The organism is Gorillibacterium timonense, from assembly GCF_001457415.1.
GTDB classification, from domain to species: Bacteria; Bacillota; Bacilli; order Paenibacillales; family NBRC-103111; genus Gorillibacterium; species Gorillibacterium timonense.
In genome coordinates this window covers 164,619-182,483 of sequence record NZ_LN881720.1, presented here as the reverse complement: position 1 = coordinate 182,483, position 17,865 = coordinate 164,619, and the positions used below count along the sequence as shown (strand labels likewise).

General features: G+C 51.0%; 16 protein-coding genes. 1 reads left to right on the top strand and 15 read right to left on the bottom strand.

Annotation, left to right across the window (positions count from 1 at the left end):
* Window positions 1-22: 22 nt before the first annotated feature.
* Window positions 23-691 carry a M48 family metalloprotease gene (locus BN2684_RS01350; protein ID WP_058300383.1) on the bottom strand — a complete coding sequence of 223 codons (669 nt, stop codon included), beginning with the start codon at window positions 689-691 and terminating at the stop codon, window positions 23-25.
* 413 nt (window positions 692-1,104) lie between these two features.
* Between BN2684_RS01350 and BN2684_RS01340 the strand changes: the two genes are divergently transcribed.
* A complete protein-coding gene (locus BN2684_RS01340; protein WP_058300381.1) occupies window positions 1,105-1,818 on the top strand; it encodes a DUF975 family protein in 714 nt (237 codons plus the stop codon).
* Window positions 1,819-1,945: 127 nt separating this feature from the next.
* On the opposite strand, the gene prfB is transcribed toward BN2684_RS01340, so the two are convergent.
* The 14 genes from prfB to BN2684_RS01270 all read right to left on the bottom strand — a co-directional run bounded on the left by prfB (window position 1,946) and on the right by BN2684_RS01270 (window position 17,865).
* Window positions 1,946-3,074 (bottom strand): peptide chain release factor 2 gene (gene prfB / locus BN2684_RS01335; protein ID WP_187385735.1). Its coding sequence is split into 2 segments (ribosomal slippage): window positions 1,946-2,998 and window positions 3,000-3,074, totalling 1,128 coding nucleotides; the frame shifts between segments, so codons are not numbered across the junction.
* A 95-nt stretch (window positions 3,075-3,169) separates the two neighbouring features.
* Window positions 3,170-5,680 (bottom strand): preprotein translocase subunit SecA, encoded by a 2,511-nt coding sequence (secA, locus tag BN2684_RS01330; protein WP_058300379.1) that lies wholly within the window; start codon window positions 5,678-5,680, stop codon window positions 3,170-3,172.
* A gap of 332 nt (window positions 5,681-6,012) precedes the next feature.
* A complete protein-coding gene (hpf, locus tag BN2684_RS01325) occupies window positions 6,013-6,561 on the bottom strand; it encodes a ribosome hibernation-promoting factor, HPF/YfiA family (protein ID WP_058300378.1) in 549 nt (182 codons plus the stop codon).
* Window positions 6,562-6,798: 237 nt separating this feature from the next.
* Window positions 6,799-6,996 carry a cold shock domain-containing protein gene (locus BN2684_RS01320; protein ID WP_058300377.1) on the bottom strand — a complete coding sequence of 66 codons (198 nt, stop codon included), beginning with the start codon at window positions 6,994-6,996 and terminating at the stop codon, window positions 6,799-6,801.
* Window positions 6,997-7,395: 399 nt separating this feature from the next.
* A complete protein-coding gene (locus BN2684_RS01315) occupies window positions 7,396-7,731 on the bottom strand; it encodes a hypothetical protein (protein ID WP_058300376.1) in 336 nt (111 codons plus the stop codon).
* Complete coding sequence (gene fliS, locus BN2684_RS01310) at window positions 7,724-8,119, bottom strand: flagellar export chaperone FliS (RefSeq protein ID WP_058300375.1); 396 nt, start codon at window positions 8,117-8,119, stop codon at window positions 7,724-7,726. Before fliS (BN2684_RS01310) ends, BN2684_RS01315 begins: the two co-directional genes overlap by 8 nt.
* Before the next feature lie 46 nt (window positions 8,120-8,165).
* Window positions 8,166-9,698 (bottom strand): flagellar filament capping protein FliD, encoded by a 1,533-nt coding sequence (fliD, locus tag BN2684_RS01305; RefSeq protein ID WP_058300374.1) that lies wholly within the window; start codon window positions 9,696-9,698, stop codon window positions 8,166-8,168.
* 40 nt (window positions 9,699-9,738) lie between these two features.
* On the bottom strand, window positions 9,739-10,140 hold the full coding sequence (locus BN2684_RS01300; protein WP_058300373.1) for a flagellar protein FlaG: 402 nt from the start codon (window positions 10,138-10,140) through the stop codon (window positions 9,739-9,741).
* A gap of 135 nt (window positions 10,141-10,275) precedes the next feature.
* Window positions 10,276-10,713 carry a YaaR family protein gene (locus tag BN2684_RS01295; protein WP_058300372.1) on the bottom strand — a complete coding sequence of 146 codons (438 nt, stop codon included), beginning with the start codon at window positions 10,711-10,713 and terminating at the stop codon, window positions 10,276-10,278.
* A 96-nt stretch (window positions 10,714-10,809) separates the two neighbouring features.
* Window positions 10,810-12,483, bottom strand: coding sequence for a flagellin N-terminal helical domain-containing protein (locus BN2684_RS25205; protein WP_058300371.1), 1,674 nt, complete (start codon window positions 12,481-12,483; stop codon window positions 10,810-10,812).
* Window positions 12,484-12,500: 17 nt separating this feature from the next.
* Window positions 12,501-12,950 carry a flagellar export chaperone FliS gene (fliS, locus tag BN2684_RS01285; protein WP_058300370.1) on the bottom strand — a complete coding sequence of 150 codons (450 nt, stop codon included), beginning with the start codon at window positions 12,948-12,950 and terminating at the stop codon, window positions 12,501-12,503.
* 58 nt (window positions 12,951-13,008) lie between these two features.
* Window positions 13,009-13,305: an EscU/YscU/HrcU family type III secretion system export apparatus switch protein gene (locus tag BN2684_RS01280; RefSeq protein WP_058300369.1), complete on the bottom strand. Its 297-nt coding sequence runs from the start codon at window positions 13,303-13,305 to the stop codon at window positions 13,009-13,011.
* Complete coding sequence (locus BN2684_RS01275; protein WP_058300368.1) at window positions 13,302-15,800, bottom strand: hypothetical protein; 2,499 nt, start codon at window positions 15,798-15,800, stop codon at window positions 13,302-13,304. The genes BN2684_RS01280 and BN2684_RS01275 overlap by 4 nt, the downstream gene beginning before the upstream one ends.
* Before the next feature lie 175 nt (window positions 15,801-15,975).
* On the bottom strand, window positions 15,976-17,865 hold the full coding sequence (locus BN2684_RS01270; RefSeq protein WP_058300367.1) for a glycosyltransferase: 1,890 nt from the start codon (window positions 17,863-17,865) through the stop codon (window positions 15,976-15,978).

Genomic DNA, 17,865 nt, shown 5'->3' with positions numbered 1-17,865 from the left:
TAATTCCCGCCAGGACGTGCTTTCAAGCCGATGTGGGCTTCCACTCATGGATTCGCTTCATTCGCGCGGCAAGAGACGGCCGGACGGAATCGGGATTTCGGCCGCTTCCTTGCTCGATAACCGCAAGGGCCGTTAAATAGGTCTCGGCAGGTACACCAGCCCCCAGAACGTACCGGTCCGCCTCATGTTCAAACCAGCCGCGCAACCCTTTCAATTGAATCGCCAGATAGAGCAGCAAGAAAGCCGCCGTGAGGAGAGCCTGCCAACCGATCCGTTCTGCCGGCACAAGGCCAAGCGCGACAACGGGAAGAAGCACTCCAAGAATAAGCAGCATGACTCCCGTTCGGATCTTGAGATGCCCCAGCTTCCAATGAGCGAACTCATGCGTAGCTAACGCGCCAATCTCATCGACAGAGGCCTGCTCCAACAAGACGTCGGAGAGGATCAGCCTTCGGGGACTGCCGCCCGTCAAGAAGATCTTCGCTTTGCGGTTCGATTCCGGCGCTTTCCAAACCCCAATCTCGATCGGCTGGAGTTCCATCTGCTCATGAATCCTTTGCAGCTTATCCTGAAGCTCTGGGTCCGGCAGCCGTTCAAGCTCCAACTTCTTGGTCACTCGAGCCATGCTCAGGGGAACAGCACCTATCAGCATTAGCGGCGCGAACACCATCAGGATCACCCAACCACTCATTTCGTTCTCTCCTCTCCAATGCGGACGGCGGAAATCCGACTTCCTATCCTTTCTATCATCTCGGTACCGAAAATGCTGTCGAAACGAGGAGGACTTTCGCTTTTTAAAGAGAATCTTTCACTAGATACGCTGACTGCATACTAGATGCCTGCTTGCCAGAGGAAACCTCTTAGCGTGTTTTCCCGGCATAATCAGGCCCGGTAAAAGAAGATACATTCTTGATACGAAAGAGGCATAAAATGAATTTGACGCAGGCCCGGAAAATCGCTCGTAACTCCTTGAAAGGAAGATGGGGGTTCGCGGCTCTACTAGACGAATCGATCCTGAAACCCTCTCTTCCGCGAAACGTACCATAGACATCAGTTGAATTCTGCAGCATCGAGAAGCTGCTCTCCTCAGAGGTGGAATCTTATATGGAATGGTCATCCAAACAATACCGGCAAGCGGCATTCGCGTCTCTTCAGGGCAAATGGGGACTTGCCGTCGGCATCACTCTGTTCAGCGCGGTTGTATCCGTGCTGCTGCAGAACACCAGCAACAACCTGGTCTTTCTCACCGACCTTCTCAGCTGGCTCATCACCTTCCTGCTCACCGTAGGATCGAGCTGGATCTTTCTGGAGATTGCCCGGGGAAATCGTCCGCAGTTTTCCAATTTGTTCGATGGATTCCGATCCTTCACTTCTGTGATCTGGACGGGAATCCTTCAATCGCTTCTGGTGATCGTCGCTACCCTTCCCGGTTTTGTCGTATTATTCCTGATGTATGGCATCCTCCCGTACGGCCAGATCGATGCCGCTGTCGTGGAAAAGAACACCGGCGCCTTCCTGCTCATTCTCATTGTCCTTGTTCTGATCCCTTCGCTTTATGTGGGGCTGAAGACCAGCATGACCCTCTTTCTGCTTAAGGATAAACCCGAGCTCCGGGGGTGGCGCGCGATCAAGGCCAGCTGGAGCATGATGAAAGGACTCACCTGGAAGCTGCTCGTCCTGGAGCTCACCTTCTTCGGTTGGATGCTGCTCGCGATGCTCACTTTCGGGATCGGCCTGCTCTGGCTGCTGCCCTACATCGGGACGACCACGGCCGTGTTCTACGAGAAGAACAAACCAAGCGAAGCGTTCGCTGGATAAGGACGCCGCCCCTTCGGAATAATTGGTGTAAAACAAATGAAACCCCCTTGCCTACGCAGGCAAGGGGGTTCGTTTGATTTATAGGCTGGAAACCGAAGCCTATCCGGTATTCGCTAGCCGATCATGTTTATTCCCGGTCGTCATCCGGGTTCTTATTCATCTCTCCGCGAAGTGCGGCATCGATCAGGAAATCGATCTCCCCATCCATGACGGAGCCGACGTTGCCAGTCTCCGCGCCGGTGCGGTGATCCTTCACCATGCTGTACGGATGGAAGACGTAGGAGCGGATCTGGCTGCCCCAGGCGATATCGGATTGCACGCCGCGGATCTCGGCGAGCTCCTTCTTCTGCTCCTCGATGCGGCGCTCATACAGCTTGGAGCGCAGCATGGTCATCGCGCGCTCGCGGTTCTTGATCTGCGAACGCTCGTTTTGGCATGATACTACGATGCCCGTGGGCATGTGCGTAATCCGCACGGCCGAGTCGGTGGTGTTGATGTGCTGGCCGCCCGCGCCGCTGGAACGATAAGTGTCGACCTTGAGATCCTCCGAGCGGATCTCGATGTCGATCGTATCGTCGATCTCCGGCACGACATCGCACGATACGAAGGAGGTGTGCCGTCGTCCCGACGCATCGAAGGGAGAAATCCGGACGAGACGGTGCACGCCCTTTTCCACCTTCAGATAGCCGTATGCATTGTATCCCTTGATCAACAGGGTGACGCTCTTTACACCCGCTTCATCTCCGGGCAGATAGTCGAGCACCTCTACCTTGAAGCCTCGTTTCTCCGCCCAGCGGCGGTACATGCGAAGCAACTGCTCGGCCCAGTCCTGGGACTCGGTGCCGCCGGCGCCGGGGTGAAGCTCCAGGATCGCGTTCAACCGATCGTATGGCTGGTTGAGCAGCAGCTGCAGCTCATAGGCTTCCAGCTTGGTAACCAGCACCTTCGTCCCCTGACGCAGGTCGTTCACCATGCTTTCGTCCTGCTCTTCCTCCACCAGCTCCAGCATGGTCGCCAGGTCCTCGTATTCCGTATTCAGCGCTTCAAAATCAGCCGCTACCGATTTCACCGCGTTCATCTCGGCGATCAGCTTTTGCGCGCGGTCATTGTCGTCCCAGAAGTCGGGTGCGGTCATCTTTTCCTCAAAGTCGGCAATCTGTTCCGTTTTGAGATCTAAGTCAAAGAGACCCCCTAAGGTTCTGTAATCGGCCTGCCACTTCCCGCAGGTCTTGCTTTACGTCTACTACATCAAACATTTCGCGATCTCTCCTTTTTATCCTTAAGCGATGAAAGGAAAGGAAAGCCGAGGCCTCCCTTTCCTGTTCGATGCGCTCTTGGTTTACCTTATGCTTTACGCTTGCCCGTGGCAATGCTTGTATTTCTTCCCGCTGCCGCAGGGGCAGAGGTCATTACGGCCTACCTTCTCGTCGCGCTTCGCCGGGCGCTTCTCGGCAGGCTCGCCGCTCGGGTCAACCGCCTGCCCTTCCGCTACGGCTTGACGCTCCAGGTTGTTGACTTCGACCTGCGCTTTCATGATGTAGAGCGCAACTTCTTCCTGCACGCTCTCGATCATTTCGTTGAACATTTCGAAGCCTTCAAACTGATACTCGCGCAGCGGGTCGGTACCGCCGTAAGCACGCAGGTGAATGCCTTGGCGCAGCTGATCCATGGCGTCGATGTGATCCATCCACTTGCTGTCGACTGCACGCAGTACAACGACCTTCTCGAACTCGCGCATGTGCTCGGTGCCGATCAGCTCTTCGCGCTCGTTGTACAGGGCGGCGATCTTGTCCTTCAGCATCTCTTCCATCTCTTCCGGTTCCTTGCCCCACAGATCGTCGCGGGTGAGGGTGCCTTCCGGCAGGAAGGTGGCGTGGATGAACTTGATCAAGCCTTCATAATCCCATTCTTCCGGGATCTGCTCCTGCGGACAATGGGAATGCACCGCCCGTTCCAGTACCGGGTACAGCATGCCTTCGACGATTCCGCGGATATTATCCGACTCGATGACATCACGACGCTGCTTGTAGATGACATTACGCTGCTGGTTCATGACATCGTCGTATTGGAGGACGACCTTCCGGACGTCGAAGTTGTTGCCTTCTACGCGCTTCTGAGCGGATTCGATGGCACGCGATACCAGCTTGCTCTCGATCGGCTGATCCTCTTCGAAGCCGAACCGCTCCATCATCCCCATGATGTTCTCCGCGCCGAACCGGCGCATCAACTCATCCTCCAGGGAGATGTAGAACTGCGAAGAGCCCGGGTCGCCTTGGCGCCCCGAACGGCCGCGCAGCTGATTATCAATCCGGCGGCTCTCATGCCGCTCAGTGCCTATGATATGCAGACCGCCGAGCTCCGGCACTCCCGGACCGAGCAAAATGTCGGTCCCGCGGCCCGCCATGTTGGTCGCGATGGTAACCGCACCCGGCTGACCGGCCAGAGCCACGATCTCCGCTTCCTCGCGGTGGAACTTGGCGTTCAGCACCTGGTGCTTGACGCCCTTCTTCTTCAGCATATCAGACAGCAGCTCCGAGTTCTCGATCGAGACCGTACCGACTAGCACCGGCTGGTTGTTCTTGTGCCGCTCGACGATTTCATTCACAACGGCGCGGAACTTGCTGCCGACGGATTTATAGACGACGTCCGGTATATCCTTGCGGATCATCGGCTTGTTGGTGGGCACAACGACGACATCGAGACCGTAGATTTTCTTGAATTCTTCCTCTTCGGTCTTCGCCGTACCGGTCATCCCAGCCAGCTTGCGATACATGCGGAAATAGTTCTGGAAGGTGATCGTCGCGAGCGTCATGCTCTCGTTCTGCACCTTCAGCCCTTCCTTGGCTTCGATCGCCTGATGCAGGCCTTCGCTGTAACGGCGGCCAGTCATGAGGCGGCCGGTAAATTCGTCGACGATGATGACTTCGTCATCCTGAACGACATAATCCTGGTCGCGGTGCATGATGACGTGGGCCTTCAAGGCTTGGGTGATATGATGATTGAGCGTAACATGGGCGTGATCGTAGAGGTTGTCCACGCCGAACATTTTCTCGGCCTTGGCTACCCCTTCTTCGGTCAGCATGACGCTCTTCAGCTTGATATCAACGGTATAGTCCGTTTCTGGCTTCAGTCGGATCACAAAGCGGTCGGCCGCGATATAAAGCTCGGTCGACTTGGCGGCTTGTCCGGAGATGATGAGCGGAGTCCGGGCTTCGTCGATCAGAATGGAGTCGACTTCGTCGACGATGGCGTAGTACAGCGGGCGCTGCACCATCTGTTCGCTGTAAAGCACCATATTGTCGCGCAGATAGTCGAAGCCGAATTCATTGTTCGTTCCGTACGTGATGTCGCATGCATAAGCCGCTTGCTTATCCGCATGGTCCATATTATGAAGGTTCAACCCGACGGTAAGTCCAAGGAAGGTGTAGATCTTGCCCATTTCCTCGGCACCGACGGTAGCCAGGTAATCGTTGGCGGTAATCAGGTGTACGCCCTTGCCCGTCAATGCATTCAGATAAAGGGGAAGCGTTGCGACCAGCGTTTTCCCTTCCCCGGTCTTCATCTCGGAGATCTTGCCGGTATGCAGCACGATTCCCCCGATCATCTGAACGTCAAAATGCCGTTTTTCGATCGTACGCTTGGAAGCTTCCCGCACGGTAGCAAAGGCTTCCGGCAAGAGATCGTCGAGCGATTCCCCGTCGGCGTGCCGCTTCTTGTATTCTTCGGTCTTGGCCCGGAGCGCTTCATCGGAGAGCTTTTGGATCTCCGGCTCTAACGCATTGATCCGTTCCACCGTCTTCATCATCTTCTTGATGTCGCGCTCGTTCTGATCGCCGAACATCTTCTTAACCATTCCCAACATGGGACGTACCCCTTTCACAAATGCAAAAATGGCTGTGCACCGCATCCCTCACGGGCAAACAGCCGGTCTGCCTGTCGGCTGACGTGTTTCCCGAAGCGAGTTACCAGAAAACCCGGAGGGCTCTCCAAAAAAAACGCGTGTACACAGAAATTGTAACAGGTTCCCTATCCGCTAGCAAGAATTTGCCCAAGATGAAGCGGCTGCGCCGTACTCTTCCGAGTTAAGGCGTGCACGTTCCAGCCCTGCGCAAATTCGATTCCCATTCTATACGTAAAAAACCCGCTCGCGTTTCAGGAATTTTCCTGAAAGCGAAAGCGGGTTGGTGGTTTCCATTAACGGGCCGGTTCGATCAATCCGTAGGTTCCGTCATTGCGGCGGTACACCACATTGATCTCCTCGGACGAGTCGGCGTTGGCGAAGACAAAGAAGCTGTGGCCGACCAGATTCATTTGCAGGATCGCTTCATCCACATTCATGGGCTTCAAGGTGAAGCGCTTGGTCCGGACGAGTTCGAACTCTTCGTCCTCCTCATGCATTTGCGGAGTATTCGGCTCCTCCCGGAAGGTGCGCATTCCGCTTACCTGGCGGATCTTGCGATTGGCCTTGGTTTTGTGCTTGCGGATTTGCCGTTCCAGCTTCTCGGTTACAAGGTCGATGGAAGCGTACATGTCGTTTCCCTTAACTTCCGCCCGAAGCAGAACTCCCGGAAGCGGAATGGTGACCTCGACATTCTGCAAGTCGCGGACAACGCTGAGGGTTACGCTTACATCGGATGTGGGGGGAGCTTCAAAGTAGCGTTCCAGGCGGTTCAATTTCTTTTGAACGTAGTCTTTCAAGGCTTCGGTCAATTCCAAGTTCGCACCGCGGATCGTGTATTTCATAGGTTACTCCTCCTCTCGGTTACATTATAAACTATTCGCCAGAAACCTTCAAAATCCTTTTACAAATGGACCTTGATTTGTCTCCAGAACTTCCACTGTCTTCCAACGAAAGTGTAACCAGGCAGGAAGAGCGCTATTCCCGCGTCAACAAGAAGCGCCCCGGAGCAAGTCCGGAGCGCTTCCTGGAGCCGAATATTCCATTCTATGTAGGAACGGCTCGATTTCTCAGCCGTTTGCTTACAGCTTCACAACGTTAGCGGCTTGCGGTCCGCGTGCGCCTTCTACGATATCGAATTCAACTTGTTGGCCTTCGTCCAGGGACTTGAAGCCATCAGTTTGAATTGCGGAGAAGTGTACGAATACGTCGCCGCCTTCTTGCGTTTCGATGAAACCGTAACCTTTTTCTGCGTTAAACCATTTTACACGACCTTGCATGCACGAACATTCCCTTCATCTTCAAGTAAAGCGCTGCCGCTTCCCTCTGAATATAACACTGCGGCCACAGAATTGTCAAACGTGCCCAATGGGGCATGTCTGCTCTCCCAGCCTGTATTTAAATCGCTTACAAAATGCGCCGTATTTTTTGCACGCGGCTCTCAAGTTATCGGAAAATTCGACAATTAACAAGTTCTTCACACCGCGACTTGGAATGAAACCTTGTTTTCATTGACCTGAAAGGAGTTGCACACAATATCCACATCCTGTGGATAAGTCTGTGGAGAAGTCTGCAAATTGCTGTCAACTTCAAGGTGTACCGACCGGCTAAACACAGAAAAGCCCCATGCCTGGCTGAAGCTCAGCCAAAACATGGGACTTGACAAATGCGGTCGGTATTCATTTTTTCTTGTCGATGAAAAAGCTGTCCGGGGTGTACGTCACATCATACGCGCTTCGTTGAACGCGGGCTGTTTCCACCCGGTTCAGATGCGAGGACGCTTCCTCTCGCAAGTCCTCCATTCGAGCAATCAGTTCGGCCGCCAAGTGCAACTCCTGCTGCGCCTTTCTCCTCCGCTCCTCTACACGAAAGCTCTCCGGGGGCTGCATCCTGATTTCGCTAATGAGGGCTTCGCGGTCATTTACCCACTGCTCCAGCTCTTCATATGCCATCAAGTCCAAACGCCCAAGCGCGTCTTCCGTCAGTTCGAGCAGCCGGTCAAGCAGTTCACTCATGAGTCACCTTACCGGCAGTAGCAGCCTTGGCGGCTTGCATCCAGGTTTCCTTAAGCTCGATGAGGTAGCCAAGAACTTCTTCGGCGGGAGCAGGATCTTTGGAAACATTCGCCTCGATCAGCCGGCGGTTGAAGTAGTCATAGAGTTGAAGGAGATTTTTGCTGATCAGAGCCTCGCGGTCCACAGTGATGATGAATTCACTTACGATATTTTGTACCCTTTGAAATTGCCGATTGGCTTCCTGGGGTTGGTTGTTCTTCATCGCTTCGAGGGCGAGGCGGGTAAACCGGATTGCCCCATCACAGAGCATGATCAGAAGCTGGGCAGGGGTAGCGGTCGCAATGGTTGTCTCCAGATAACGATTTTGCTGCTGTTGATACTGGATCATGGATGGTCCCACCTTGGTTATAGATAATTAGCAAAAATTTGAATTATCAACTAAAGGCGTTAGCTAAGTACGTACTCTGGCTGTTCGCCTTGTTTATAGCTGTTTCCATCGCTGTAAATTGCTTGTAATAACGATCCTCCAGATCGGAAATCCTCGTTTCGCCCGCTCTGATCTGCTTAGTCAGGTTATAAATCTGCTTGCCGATAATACTCTGATCCTGAGAGGTGGAATCCTCAAGGCTAGCGTAACCGATCTTGGTCATAATCGATTTTTGAACGTTATTGAGGCTTTGGTACATCTGCTCTGCAACCCCGAGCTTCTTTTCACCGTCTACCGATTCCGTCTTCGGGGTAAACAAGTTTTTGACGGCATCCGGATCAGCCTCAAGGGCTTTGCGAAGCTTTGCTTCATCCAGATACAGCTTCCCGTTCTCAAGATAAGTACCGGTCGTAATCCCTATAGAAGAAAGAGTTTGATAAGGGCTAGTTGATCCGGTATTTACAGTAGAGATGATGGAGTTTCGCATACTCTGTACGGCGCTACTCACAACAGAATCGTTATATAACAGACCACTTTTGGCCTTTTTCTCCCACTGCTCGATCTGGGTTTCGCTCATATCCTTCTTTTGCTCATCCGTAAGAGGAGCATAATCGCGATAGCGCGTCTCATTGAGAGTGCCCGTAAGCGTCTTAAGTATCTCATTGTAATCATTGACAAAAGCCTTTACGGTATCGACAAGCTTGTCCGTGTCCGCGCTCATAGTAAGAGTGGACGGAGTCCCGCTGCTGGATTTCAGTAAAGTGATCTCTACTCCATTGACAGTAAAGGTATTAGAATCACGGGTAGTTGTCAGGCCATTGATTGTTACGGAAGCCTGTTTGGCAATTGTACCATTGGTCGTATAGGCGTTTAAAATACCATTGAGAAAATTGGTTCCATCCATATCCTCAAACTGGATTCGACTGACTTTCGACGTGGCGACTTTTTTGGTCGGATCACTAGCGTCGGGATAAGTGAAGTAATCCATTTCGCCAGTGTTTTTGGCTATGAAGGATACTTTCTTTGTGACATCGTCATAAAAGGCGGATACATTCGTATCCTTCGAAATGCGGGCAAGCACGGTCGACAACGTCTCATCTTTCTTTGCTTCTACCACGGTTCCATTGATCTTGAACTTATAATCTTGTGTTAGCTTTGCGTCCCCTTTTAAAGTCGCAATGTCCGTGAGACTAACTTGAGTGGAACTGGTATTGGTTGAAGCGGTGGCAAGCGACCCAACTGATATTGTCATATTCGTCCCCGTTACAGTCCCGCTCGCTTTAGCCGATATGGCTTCCGTGTTTCCTCCTACACTCACCTTCGTAGCGCTATACGTTGACGTCATCCTATAATTCGAAAGCTTATTATTGCGAAAATCAAGGATCTTCGTATTCAAATCGCGGTAGTTTTCTCGCTGCCACTGCAAAGTCTGCCGCTTCTGCACCAGTTTATCAAGCGGCGCTCGCTGAGCCTGAACCATTTTGCTAACGATGCTGTCAATGTCCATACCGCTCGCCAGACCACTAATTCGTTGAACCATGTATCTCAACCTCCTGTCTATTCGTGTATGTACAGTTTACTTATCTACGTTCATCAACCAAAATACCGGCCATCTCCCACATCTTTGCAACGAAGTCCAATGTCTTTTCCGGTGGAATTTCACGGATGGTCTCGCCTGTGTCCTTGTTCAACACCTTGACCATGATTTGTTTGGTCTTCCCATGAATGGAGAATTCGAGCTGCGTGTTTGCCCCTTCCATTGCCTTGATCGCCCGCTCGATGGAGCGAATCAGCTGCCCCTCGCTAACCGGAACCTGTTCCCCGCGCGCTTCTGCTTGCTTCAACTGCTTCACATTTGCAATCACTGGCGCATTCCCCTGCTTCACACCCGGTACATCCAACTTCACCGGTTTTACGGAAGCCGCCCGATCAACTGGCGCAGCCGCTCCTGTCCCAGAAATCGATAGATCGTTCGCAGTCATACCCTGTCCTCCATCCGATAGCTTCCTTTACTCCTTTTATCGGTTGGTTGAGCAAATTTATGAATAAATTGGAGAAAATATATCCAGAAAAAGAGACTCTGATTTAGAGCCTCTACAAACGAATGAGTGCATCCCTTATGCGTAAATGTTTAGGAGAAGCCCTTTGATCTCACCGACTAGATCGAGCACCTTCAGACCTTTCTCCTGCTTCTTCAAAACGGCATCCGTGAGATCGAGCAATTTCTTATCCACCTCGGTTACGATCTTGTATACCTTGGTGCGGCCGCGCCGATTGAACCCCCGTCGCTCTTCCAGTTTAAGCCCATGTTTAACGGCATCCTGCATGAAGTCTTTTACCATTTGTTTATAAGTGCGGAGATCCTCCACATTCAAAGACTGCGAGAGCAGCTTGCCCTGATCTTCAATATCTCGAACCATCCGGTCCAGCTTGTCCGTATCCAGTTGAGTGCGTCGATCTGCCATCAAGTTGGAGAAGGTCAGGCTCTCACCCAATCCTTCTTGCCGGGGCTTTATTTTATCCAGAGATGCTCTGCTTACCTTGTGGACTTCCACGTTTCATCTCCCGCCTTTCGCCTACCATTATACCATAACCATCAAAAAGGGAAGAGGACGGGCGGTGTCTCTCTTCCCTCGATCTCTTTAATCAGACTATTTGAGCAACTGCAGGATCCCTTGAGGGAGCTGGTTCGCTTGAGCAAGCATGGCCGTCGCAGCTTGGTTGATGATGTTTGTCTTCGTGAAGGTCGACATCTCCATCGCCATATCCGCGTCGCGAATCCGCGATTCGGCGGAAGTCAGGTTTTCGCTCGCGATGCCAAGGTTGTCAACCGTGTGTTCCATCCGGTTCTGATAAGCACCAAGTTTGGATCGTTCTTCCGAAACCAATTTAATTGAGTTATCAATGACCCCGAGTGCCGCAGCTGCTGCATCCTGGGATGAGCTTAGATCCAGTCCTGCAACAGCATCCACACCGGCATCCTTAATGATCCCCTTGTGATCCGCTTGGCGGGCGAGTCCCAAACGAGCTGCATCCATAACCCCGATCAAGACTTCCATATTTTCTCCGGAGTTAGCTCCAATCTGCATATTCACTTTCAGATCTTTGCCGGAATTAGTTGTAAAATCCTTGTCGGTAATTCGGATTTCAAGGCCGCTTCCCGCCGTTCCGTCATCTGTTGATGTTGTGGTAAGGAGAAGGGAATTGCCGACAACGGAGACACTGTTCAGGTCGGTCGTTGGAGATAGGTTCCCGGCAATTTCCGTTAAAATATCGCTCACACTCTTGCCACTGGGATTGATCGCAATAGCTGGCGGAGTTACTGAGCCACTGGTGAAAATAAAGCTATAATTATCAATCACCAGCTCATCCCCTTCTTTGGGGACCGAATTGAAGGCAAGATTGATAGTATTGGATAGGCTCGAGGTTGCAGGTGCGCTTAAGCTTGTTCCAGAGAATGACGCGCCACCTGCCGTTGTAGCTACATCAATCGCACTTGCAGTGGCTGGTGTAGCAAGTTGAGCCGTCTGAATAGTCAATACCCCGCTGGAGCCGGCGGCAACCGCCGATGTCTTGATGCTGGCCACAAGGTCAGGATCATTGGCTTGAATAGCATTCTTAAGTGCGGTCATCGTATTATTGATTTTGTCCTCATCCGAACCAGTCCAAGCTACAGGAACCGCAATATTACCTGGAGAGACCGGAGTAGCATCCGTCTGAATCTCGTAGGTTTTACCATTTACCGTAAACGTTTCAGCATCTCCTGTTCCCGAGCCAAAAGCAGTAGCCAGGGTTAGGTCAGCCGTTCCCGCCGCACTGGGATCGGCGCTGACGACGCCTTCCCAGCTTCCGTTACCTGCATAGGTGAGAGGCGTAGAACCGCTGGATACGAACGCTTTGCTATCGGCGGTGCCGCGCAAGAGCGACTTTGAGTTGAATTGTGTCGTTCGAGCGATCCGGTCGATCTCCTGCGTAAGCTGGTCGATCTCGGACTGAACCGCCTCACGGTCCGCTTCCTCAAGTGTTCCATTCGAAGCTTGCACAGCTAGTTCCCGCATACGCTGCAGGATTTCATGGGTCGTACCGAGCGCGCCTTCGGCGGTCTGAATGAGCGAGATGCCGTCCATCGTGTTCCGTTCGGCCATGTCCAGGCCCCGGATCTGGGAGCGCATCTTCTCGGAGATGGCAAGTCCTGCCGCGTCATCGGCCGCTCGGTTGATGCGGAGACCAGAGGAGAGGCGTTCCAGATGTTTGGACATGTCCGTAGAATTTCGAGACAAGTTGCGGTAAGCATTGAGCGCTTGAATGTTATGGTTGATACGCATAAGGTCGATACCTCCGTCTATTCTCTCAAATTTACATTGCCTTGGGGATAAAGGATTTCCTGATCATAGGCTCGGGCACGTTGTTTGGCGATTCCGGTCTGATCGTCCTTGCCTTTATGGGATGCAGTGGTCCAAGCCTCGTGGATGATCCCAAGGAGCTTTCGTACTTCAAGCACCGCCGCTTTGTCTTTATGGACATTCGCACGAATGAGCCGCTCGGCCATATAATTGTATAAAGCATCGAGTTGGTCGGCGATCAAACCCGCTTCATAGTTGATACCGCCTCCTAGGCGATATAAAATGTCGTTGCATTTCTGCAGCAGTTGATTAACCTCTAAATAATCCTTCCGGTCAAGGCACTCGACTGCGCGATCCAGACGCTCCAGACAAGCCTCATACAAAATCGTTGTCAACTGCTGTGGAGTCTTCTGATAAAGCCCTTCATCCGTTAGCACGTCCGTCGCCACAGTTCTACCTCCCGTTATGTCGTTCCTACTTCCTTTATCGGACAATTTAACAGGTTTCTTAAGCTTTTTTCTCCATATCCTCAATCATGAGCAGAACCTCGGCGATGACCGAGTATAGTTGTGGAGGTACATTCTCTCCAAGATCCATGTCGATGAGGTTCTCGACCAGCAGAGGATCTTCCTGCATGGGAATATCATTCATCTTGGCCATCTCGATAATTTGTCGGGCCACATGTCCCTTCCCCTGGGCGATCACAACGGGTGCTTTGTCCGTTCCACTATCATAACGCAGAACTGCCGCTGATTTGCCGCTTGCGTTGCTTTTGGCTTTCGGATTGAAGTATTTGTACATCATACTTTGAAATCAAATCCTTTCACGGGAAACGACGTGGGTGGGTTGGAAGGTTCGATGGGCTTCGATCTTATCCGCTCCGATGCTTTTAAAGTGTCCGCTTGGATGGTTAGCGGGGAATACTGAATCTGCGAAACCCGGTACCCGATCTCCTGCAGCTTCTCCTTGCAGGAACTGACCAAGGGCTCCATGAGCTGCTTGAAGTCTTGCCGATCGTTCTTCATTGTAATCGCCAGATTGCGGTCGCTCGCCATGATCTGAATCCCTAAGCTCCCCAGCTTTTGGGTCTCCAAGGCAAAATACAGGCTGCAATTTTCCCAGTCCATCTTTTCCCCTTCCTTGCGGGATTGGACAAAGACATTTACGGGGGCGATTTGATTCGTGAGAGGGACGGGAATCTGAAGCATCATGCTTTGCGTGGAGCTTCCCGTCTCCGTCTTATTCAGCAGCTGCTGCCCGGTTAGATTCTGAAGCGCTTGTTCCGCTTGCTTCGCAACGGGGGAAGAGTCATCCTGAGCCAGCTTTAACAGAATGGACTTGATGTTCTGATCAAAAGCCTGTCGGGATTGCTGCCCTTGGCCCGATGAGTTCGACCCCGAATTAGCTAGCCATTGAGCCGCTTCACTATCACGGTTCAAGCCAAGCGAACGGACGCCTTCATACAGATGTCTGGCAGAACCGTCGTTGCGCCCCATGGAAGAAGCAAGCTTTTCCCACTCAGCAGATAGCTTGTGGGTATCGATAGCGGTCTTGGCATCTGTCTCGCCCATCAGCATATGACGAACCTTTACATCGGTAGGCTTCCAGTTCAAGGTATCAAGACTCGTCTTCACCCGGTCGAAAATCTCCCGAGCCGCCGCTGTGTCTCCATTCATCAACTGCTTGCGGGCGGCTGCAAGTTGTCCGCTTGCCTGTAGCAAACGTTTTTCTGTCCCCATATCCGTCAGCATCGTGATGTCACTTTTCAATATGGCCTTGTCCAGCAGATCGATGGAGGATTCAAGGAGAGCCTTTGCTTGAGGATGAACGGTCTTGGACGAGGTAACGGTCAAGTTCATGAGATTGTCCAGGTTGCGGGAGATTTCCCGCTTCAGCGTCCGAAACTCATTGGCCGCCTGGCTGAGCCGAGCTGTCACTTGAGTGACAATCAAAGTCTTTGAAGAGAGGCCGAGTGATGCGAGCTCGCTGTTAAGATCATAATTGTCGGTCCTTATGGATTCGGTGAGCCTGGATGCAATCATGGTTAGCGAATCGGATGCCTCTGCCGAAGCGGCGCTCGCTGCTCCCGCACTTCCCGAAACGGCATCTAAGTCCGTGGCAGGGGAGTCGACCGGGGTCATGTCCTGATTCCTCAGCTCCTCGGCCAATTCCGTCTGGAGGGCTGCTTGAAGCAACTTCCTTGCTGCTTCCGTTCTCCCGGCAAACTGCTCACGGCGAACCGAGGAGAAGGTCTGCTCCCACTTCGCTGCTTTCTCTTCTGGATACTTGGATGAACCAAGGAGCTGATCCTTGATTTCATAGACAACGCTGCTCAGGCTGGACTCCGTGTTTACCCTGTCGAGAAGACCTGACAGGGAATTGGAAGAGGCTGGCCATTTCCCGAGCGACTCCGATTCCTGTGTGCCGCTAAAGAACGGCCAAGTCGAATCTATGCCGGTGCCGGCCGCATTCTCTCCTGCGCTTCCGCCATTCTGAAGGAGATGGTTAAGAGCCTCCATCGCCTTGCTGCTCTGTCCCGCCTTCAGGAGCCGCAGCGCCTCTGCCAGCCGGGATGCTGTCTCCGCCGCAGACCCGGTCTGCCCGCCGGTAGCTGCTTGCAGCTTCTGCACCAACTGACGCAGGATCGGTTCCCACTCCGACTTGCCTCCGGTCAGCTTGCGCAGCTCGCTTACCAGTCGGCGAAGCTCGGCATCGGAGGCTCCACCCGCCTTGGCCGCTGTGAGCAGCTTGTCGACCTGTGCCGTCAGCGGCTCCCCATGCAAAGCCTGGTGGACCGCCTGCAGCTGCTCGTCAGTCACTTCGATCCCCTTGCGCAGGAGCGTGCGCAGGCTGTCCAGCTTCTCCTCTACGGTTCCGGGAGCCGTCTCCATGAACTGCCGAATCACTCCAGCCGTCTCTCGTGTCAGAGGGATTCCTTTATCCGCCAGCAGCTTGGCGATCTGCCCATCGTCTTGTGTGTACAGTTCACTGCTGCTGCTAACCGACGTTCCGGTCGGCCCGCTTTGCGTCTGGGCTCCCGTCTTCCCTGAATCGACTACTTTCGCCTTGATCCCGTCCGCGTCTTGTCCTTGTATCGTTAAAGAGACCGTTTCCCCAACAGCGGGAAAGGGGCCATCTGTCTTCACAGAGACCTCTTTTCCGCGAATTTGGACAACGGCCTCATTCGCGCTCTTTTTTTCCTTGACGATCGCCTGATACGTCTCCCCCTTGCGCAGCTCCAACGGTTGATCCTGGTTAACTGCATTCATTGCGCCGGATTGGCTGTTGGTGATTTTCATCGCGATCCCTCCGATATCTTCTATAGGATATATCGGAAGATGCGAGGAAAATTGTGATAAAGGAGCACTGCCTGATCATTATACATTAGTTTTTTTAATTCAATTAATGCATCATCCGGGGCCAGTGCCTCAATCTCATAACTTTGAATGGTATCCACGGGATAGTCTGCATTGTTTATTCCACCCATTTCACAAGATTTGGTTTCGGATCTAATATGGATTCATACTGTTCTTTCCACCCATATTCCGCATTGGGATCTAGCTTTTGATATCGTTTATACTTGATGATTCTATCTTCTTCTTTTGCCCACCCATAATGTTTCAATCGTAAGATGCTTTTAGCTGAGGGCAATTGATTGATATTTGCAGGAAAACTCCCACAATGTTGAGCTGTTTCCTTCCACACATAGTTAACATCTTTACGATACCTGAATAGGAAGGGGCGAAATGTTTTATGAGCAAACCAAAAGGAATCTTCTCGATATTCATCCATCGACCAAAAATCATATAATCGAAAATAATAAACATCTACTTCATCTTGATCGATTAGTTCCTTCACTTCATCCTTAAATCTCTTCTCAAAAATCTGATCAGCATCGATATTCAGTATCCAGTCTGGTTTGGTCTTGAGAGTTTCTTCCCACTGTTGTTTTCGCAGTTCCACTTCATTTGAGAATTTACTTTCGGTGTTACGGATAATTCGAATTGGGATGCCCTGCAAAACTTCATTACATATATCGACACTGTTATCAGTGCTTGCATCATCAATGATAACAGCTTCATCAATATATTGTCTGCACTCTGTAAGGACCTCTCTAAGATAATGATCTTCTTCATTTTTTACTATCATGGATAAAGTCAGCTTTGGTTTTCCGCTCTTTATCTTAGGCTCCTCTTGTATCTTTTGCCCATGTGTTACAAATTCAACAATGAACCAATCGTCATCTTTTTGCATTAATTGGGCGCTGCATTCTAGTAGTTCGTCAAAGGACTCGTCATTTTTTATTCCTTGTTGGGATAAAACAAATTCCACAACAGCTTTTTGCTCATCTATAGAGCGAAATTTAATTTCGGAAATAGTGGATTTAGTATTAAGTTTGCTTCTTTGATGCTCACTTTCATTACTTACAGCAGTTTGAACTAATGACTCTTTTAAATAGCCCTCAAAGAAAGTGGTCCAATCTATTTGATAACCTGACAAATAGTTATAAGTGCCTAACCCGCTGATACCAAGATACAATGTTTCAGCAATTCGATCCTTAGTAATTTCAAGTTGAAACGCAGGGAGTTTTTTTAAATCAGATTCTCTATATATATGAAAAGCCGGATAATGTGTATCTACATATAAGGGAAGGCCAAGAGCTGCAGCTCTTATACAAAAATGTCGATCTTCTCCCCAAAAAGAAATATTTTTAATTTCATTAAAACTAACTCCTGCGTGTAGCGCCTTCTTGCTGATGAGTGTACACGCCCCTAGACCCCCAACCTCGTAGATTCCAGGAGTCCGTAATTGTTTTAGAAAAGATGAATGTCTTCTCAATTGTTCTTGCTCGGACAAATTTTCTCCTCTTCGCATAGGTACTTGTGAATAGTGGTCACGCAACCATACTTGAGGTAGCTCGGGCATATCCGGTTGCCACTTAGTCCAAAATACTGTAGATACTATATCCTTTTCCGTTCTAATCAAATGTTTTACTGTATCTGGATGCAGGACCAAATCTGAATCTATTAGAAAGAGATAATCGTATTCCCTATTCTTGGCATCATCGATCATAATATCTTTATATCTTGCAACTTTCCATACCAACTCTTCATTCCAATTATGAGTCGTCTCATTACATAAATAAGAACCTTCTTGTTCCCCCACTACTATACGGGTATTTCCACAATCCCTTTTAAAATCCAACAACAGTTTACTAGATATCGCATCTTCATTATCATCAACAAATAGAAAGTCCATCTCAATGCCTGGTAGGTTAAGCTTTTTTAAAGACAAGAGGAATTCATTTAGCACGACTGGCCTCTGCCGAATGGGACTTGCAGTCAACACTCGAAAAGTCTTCAT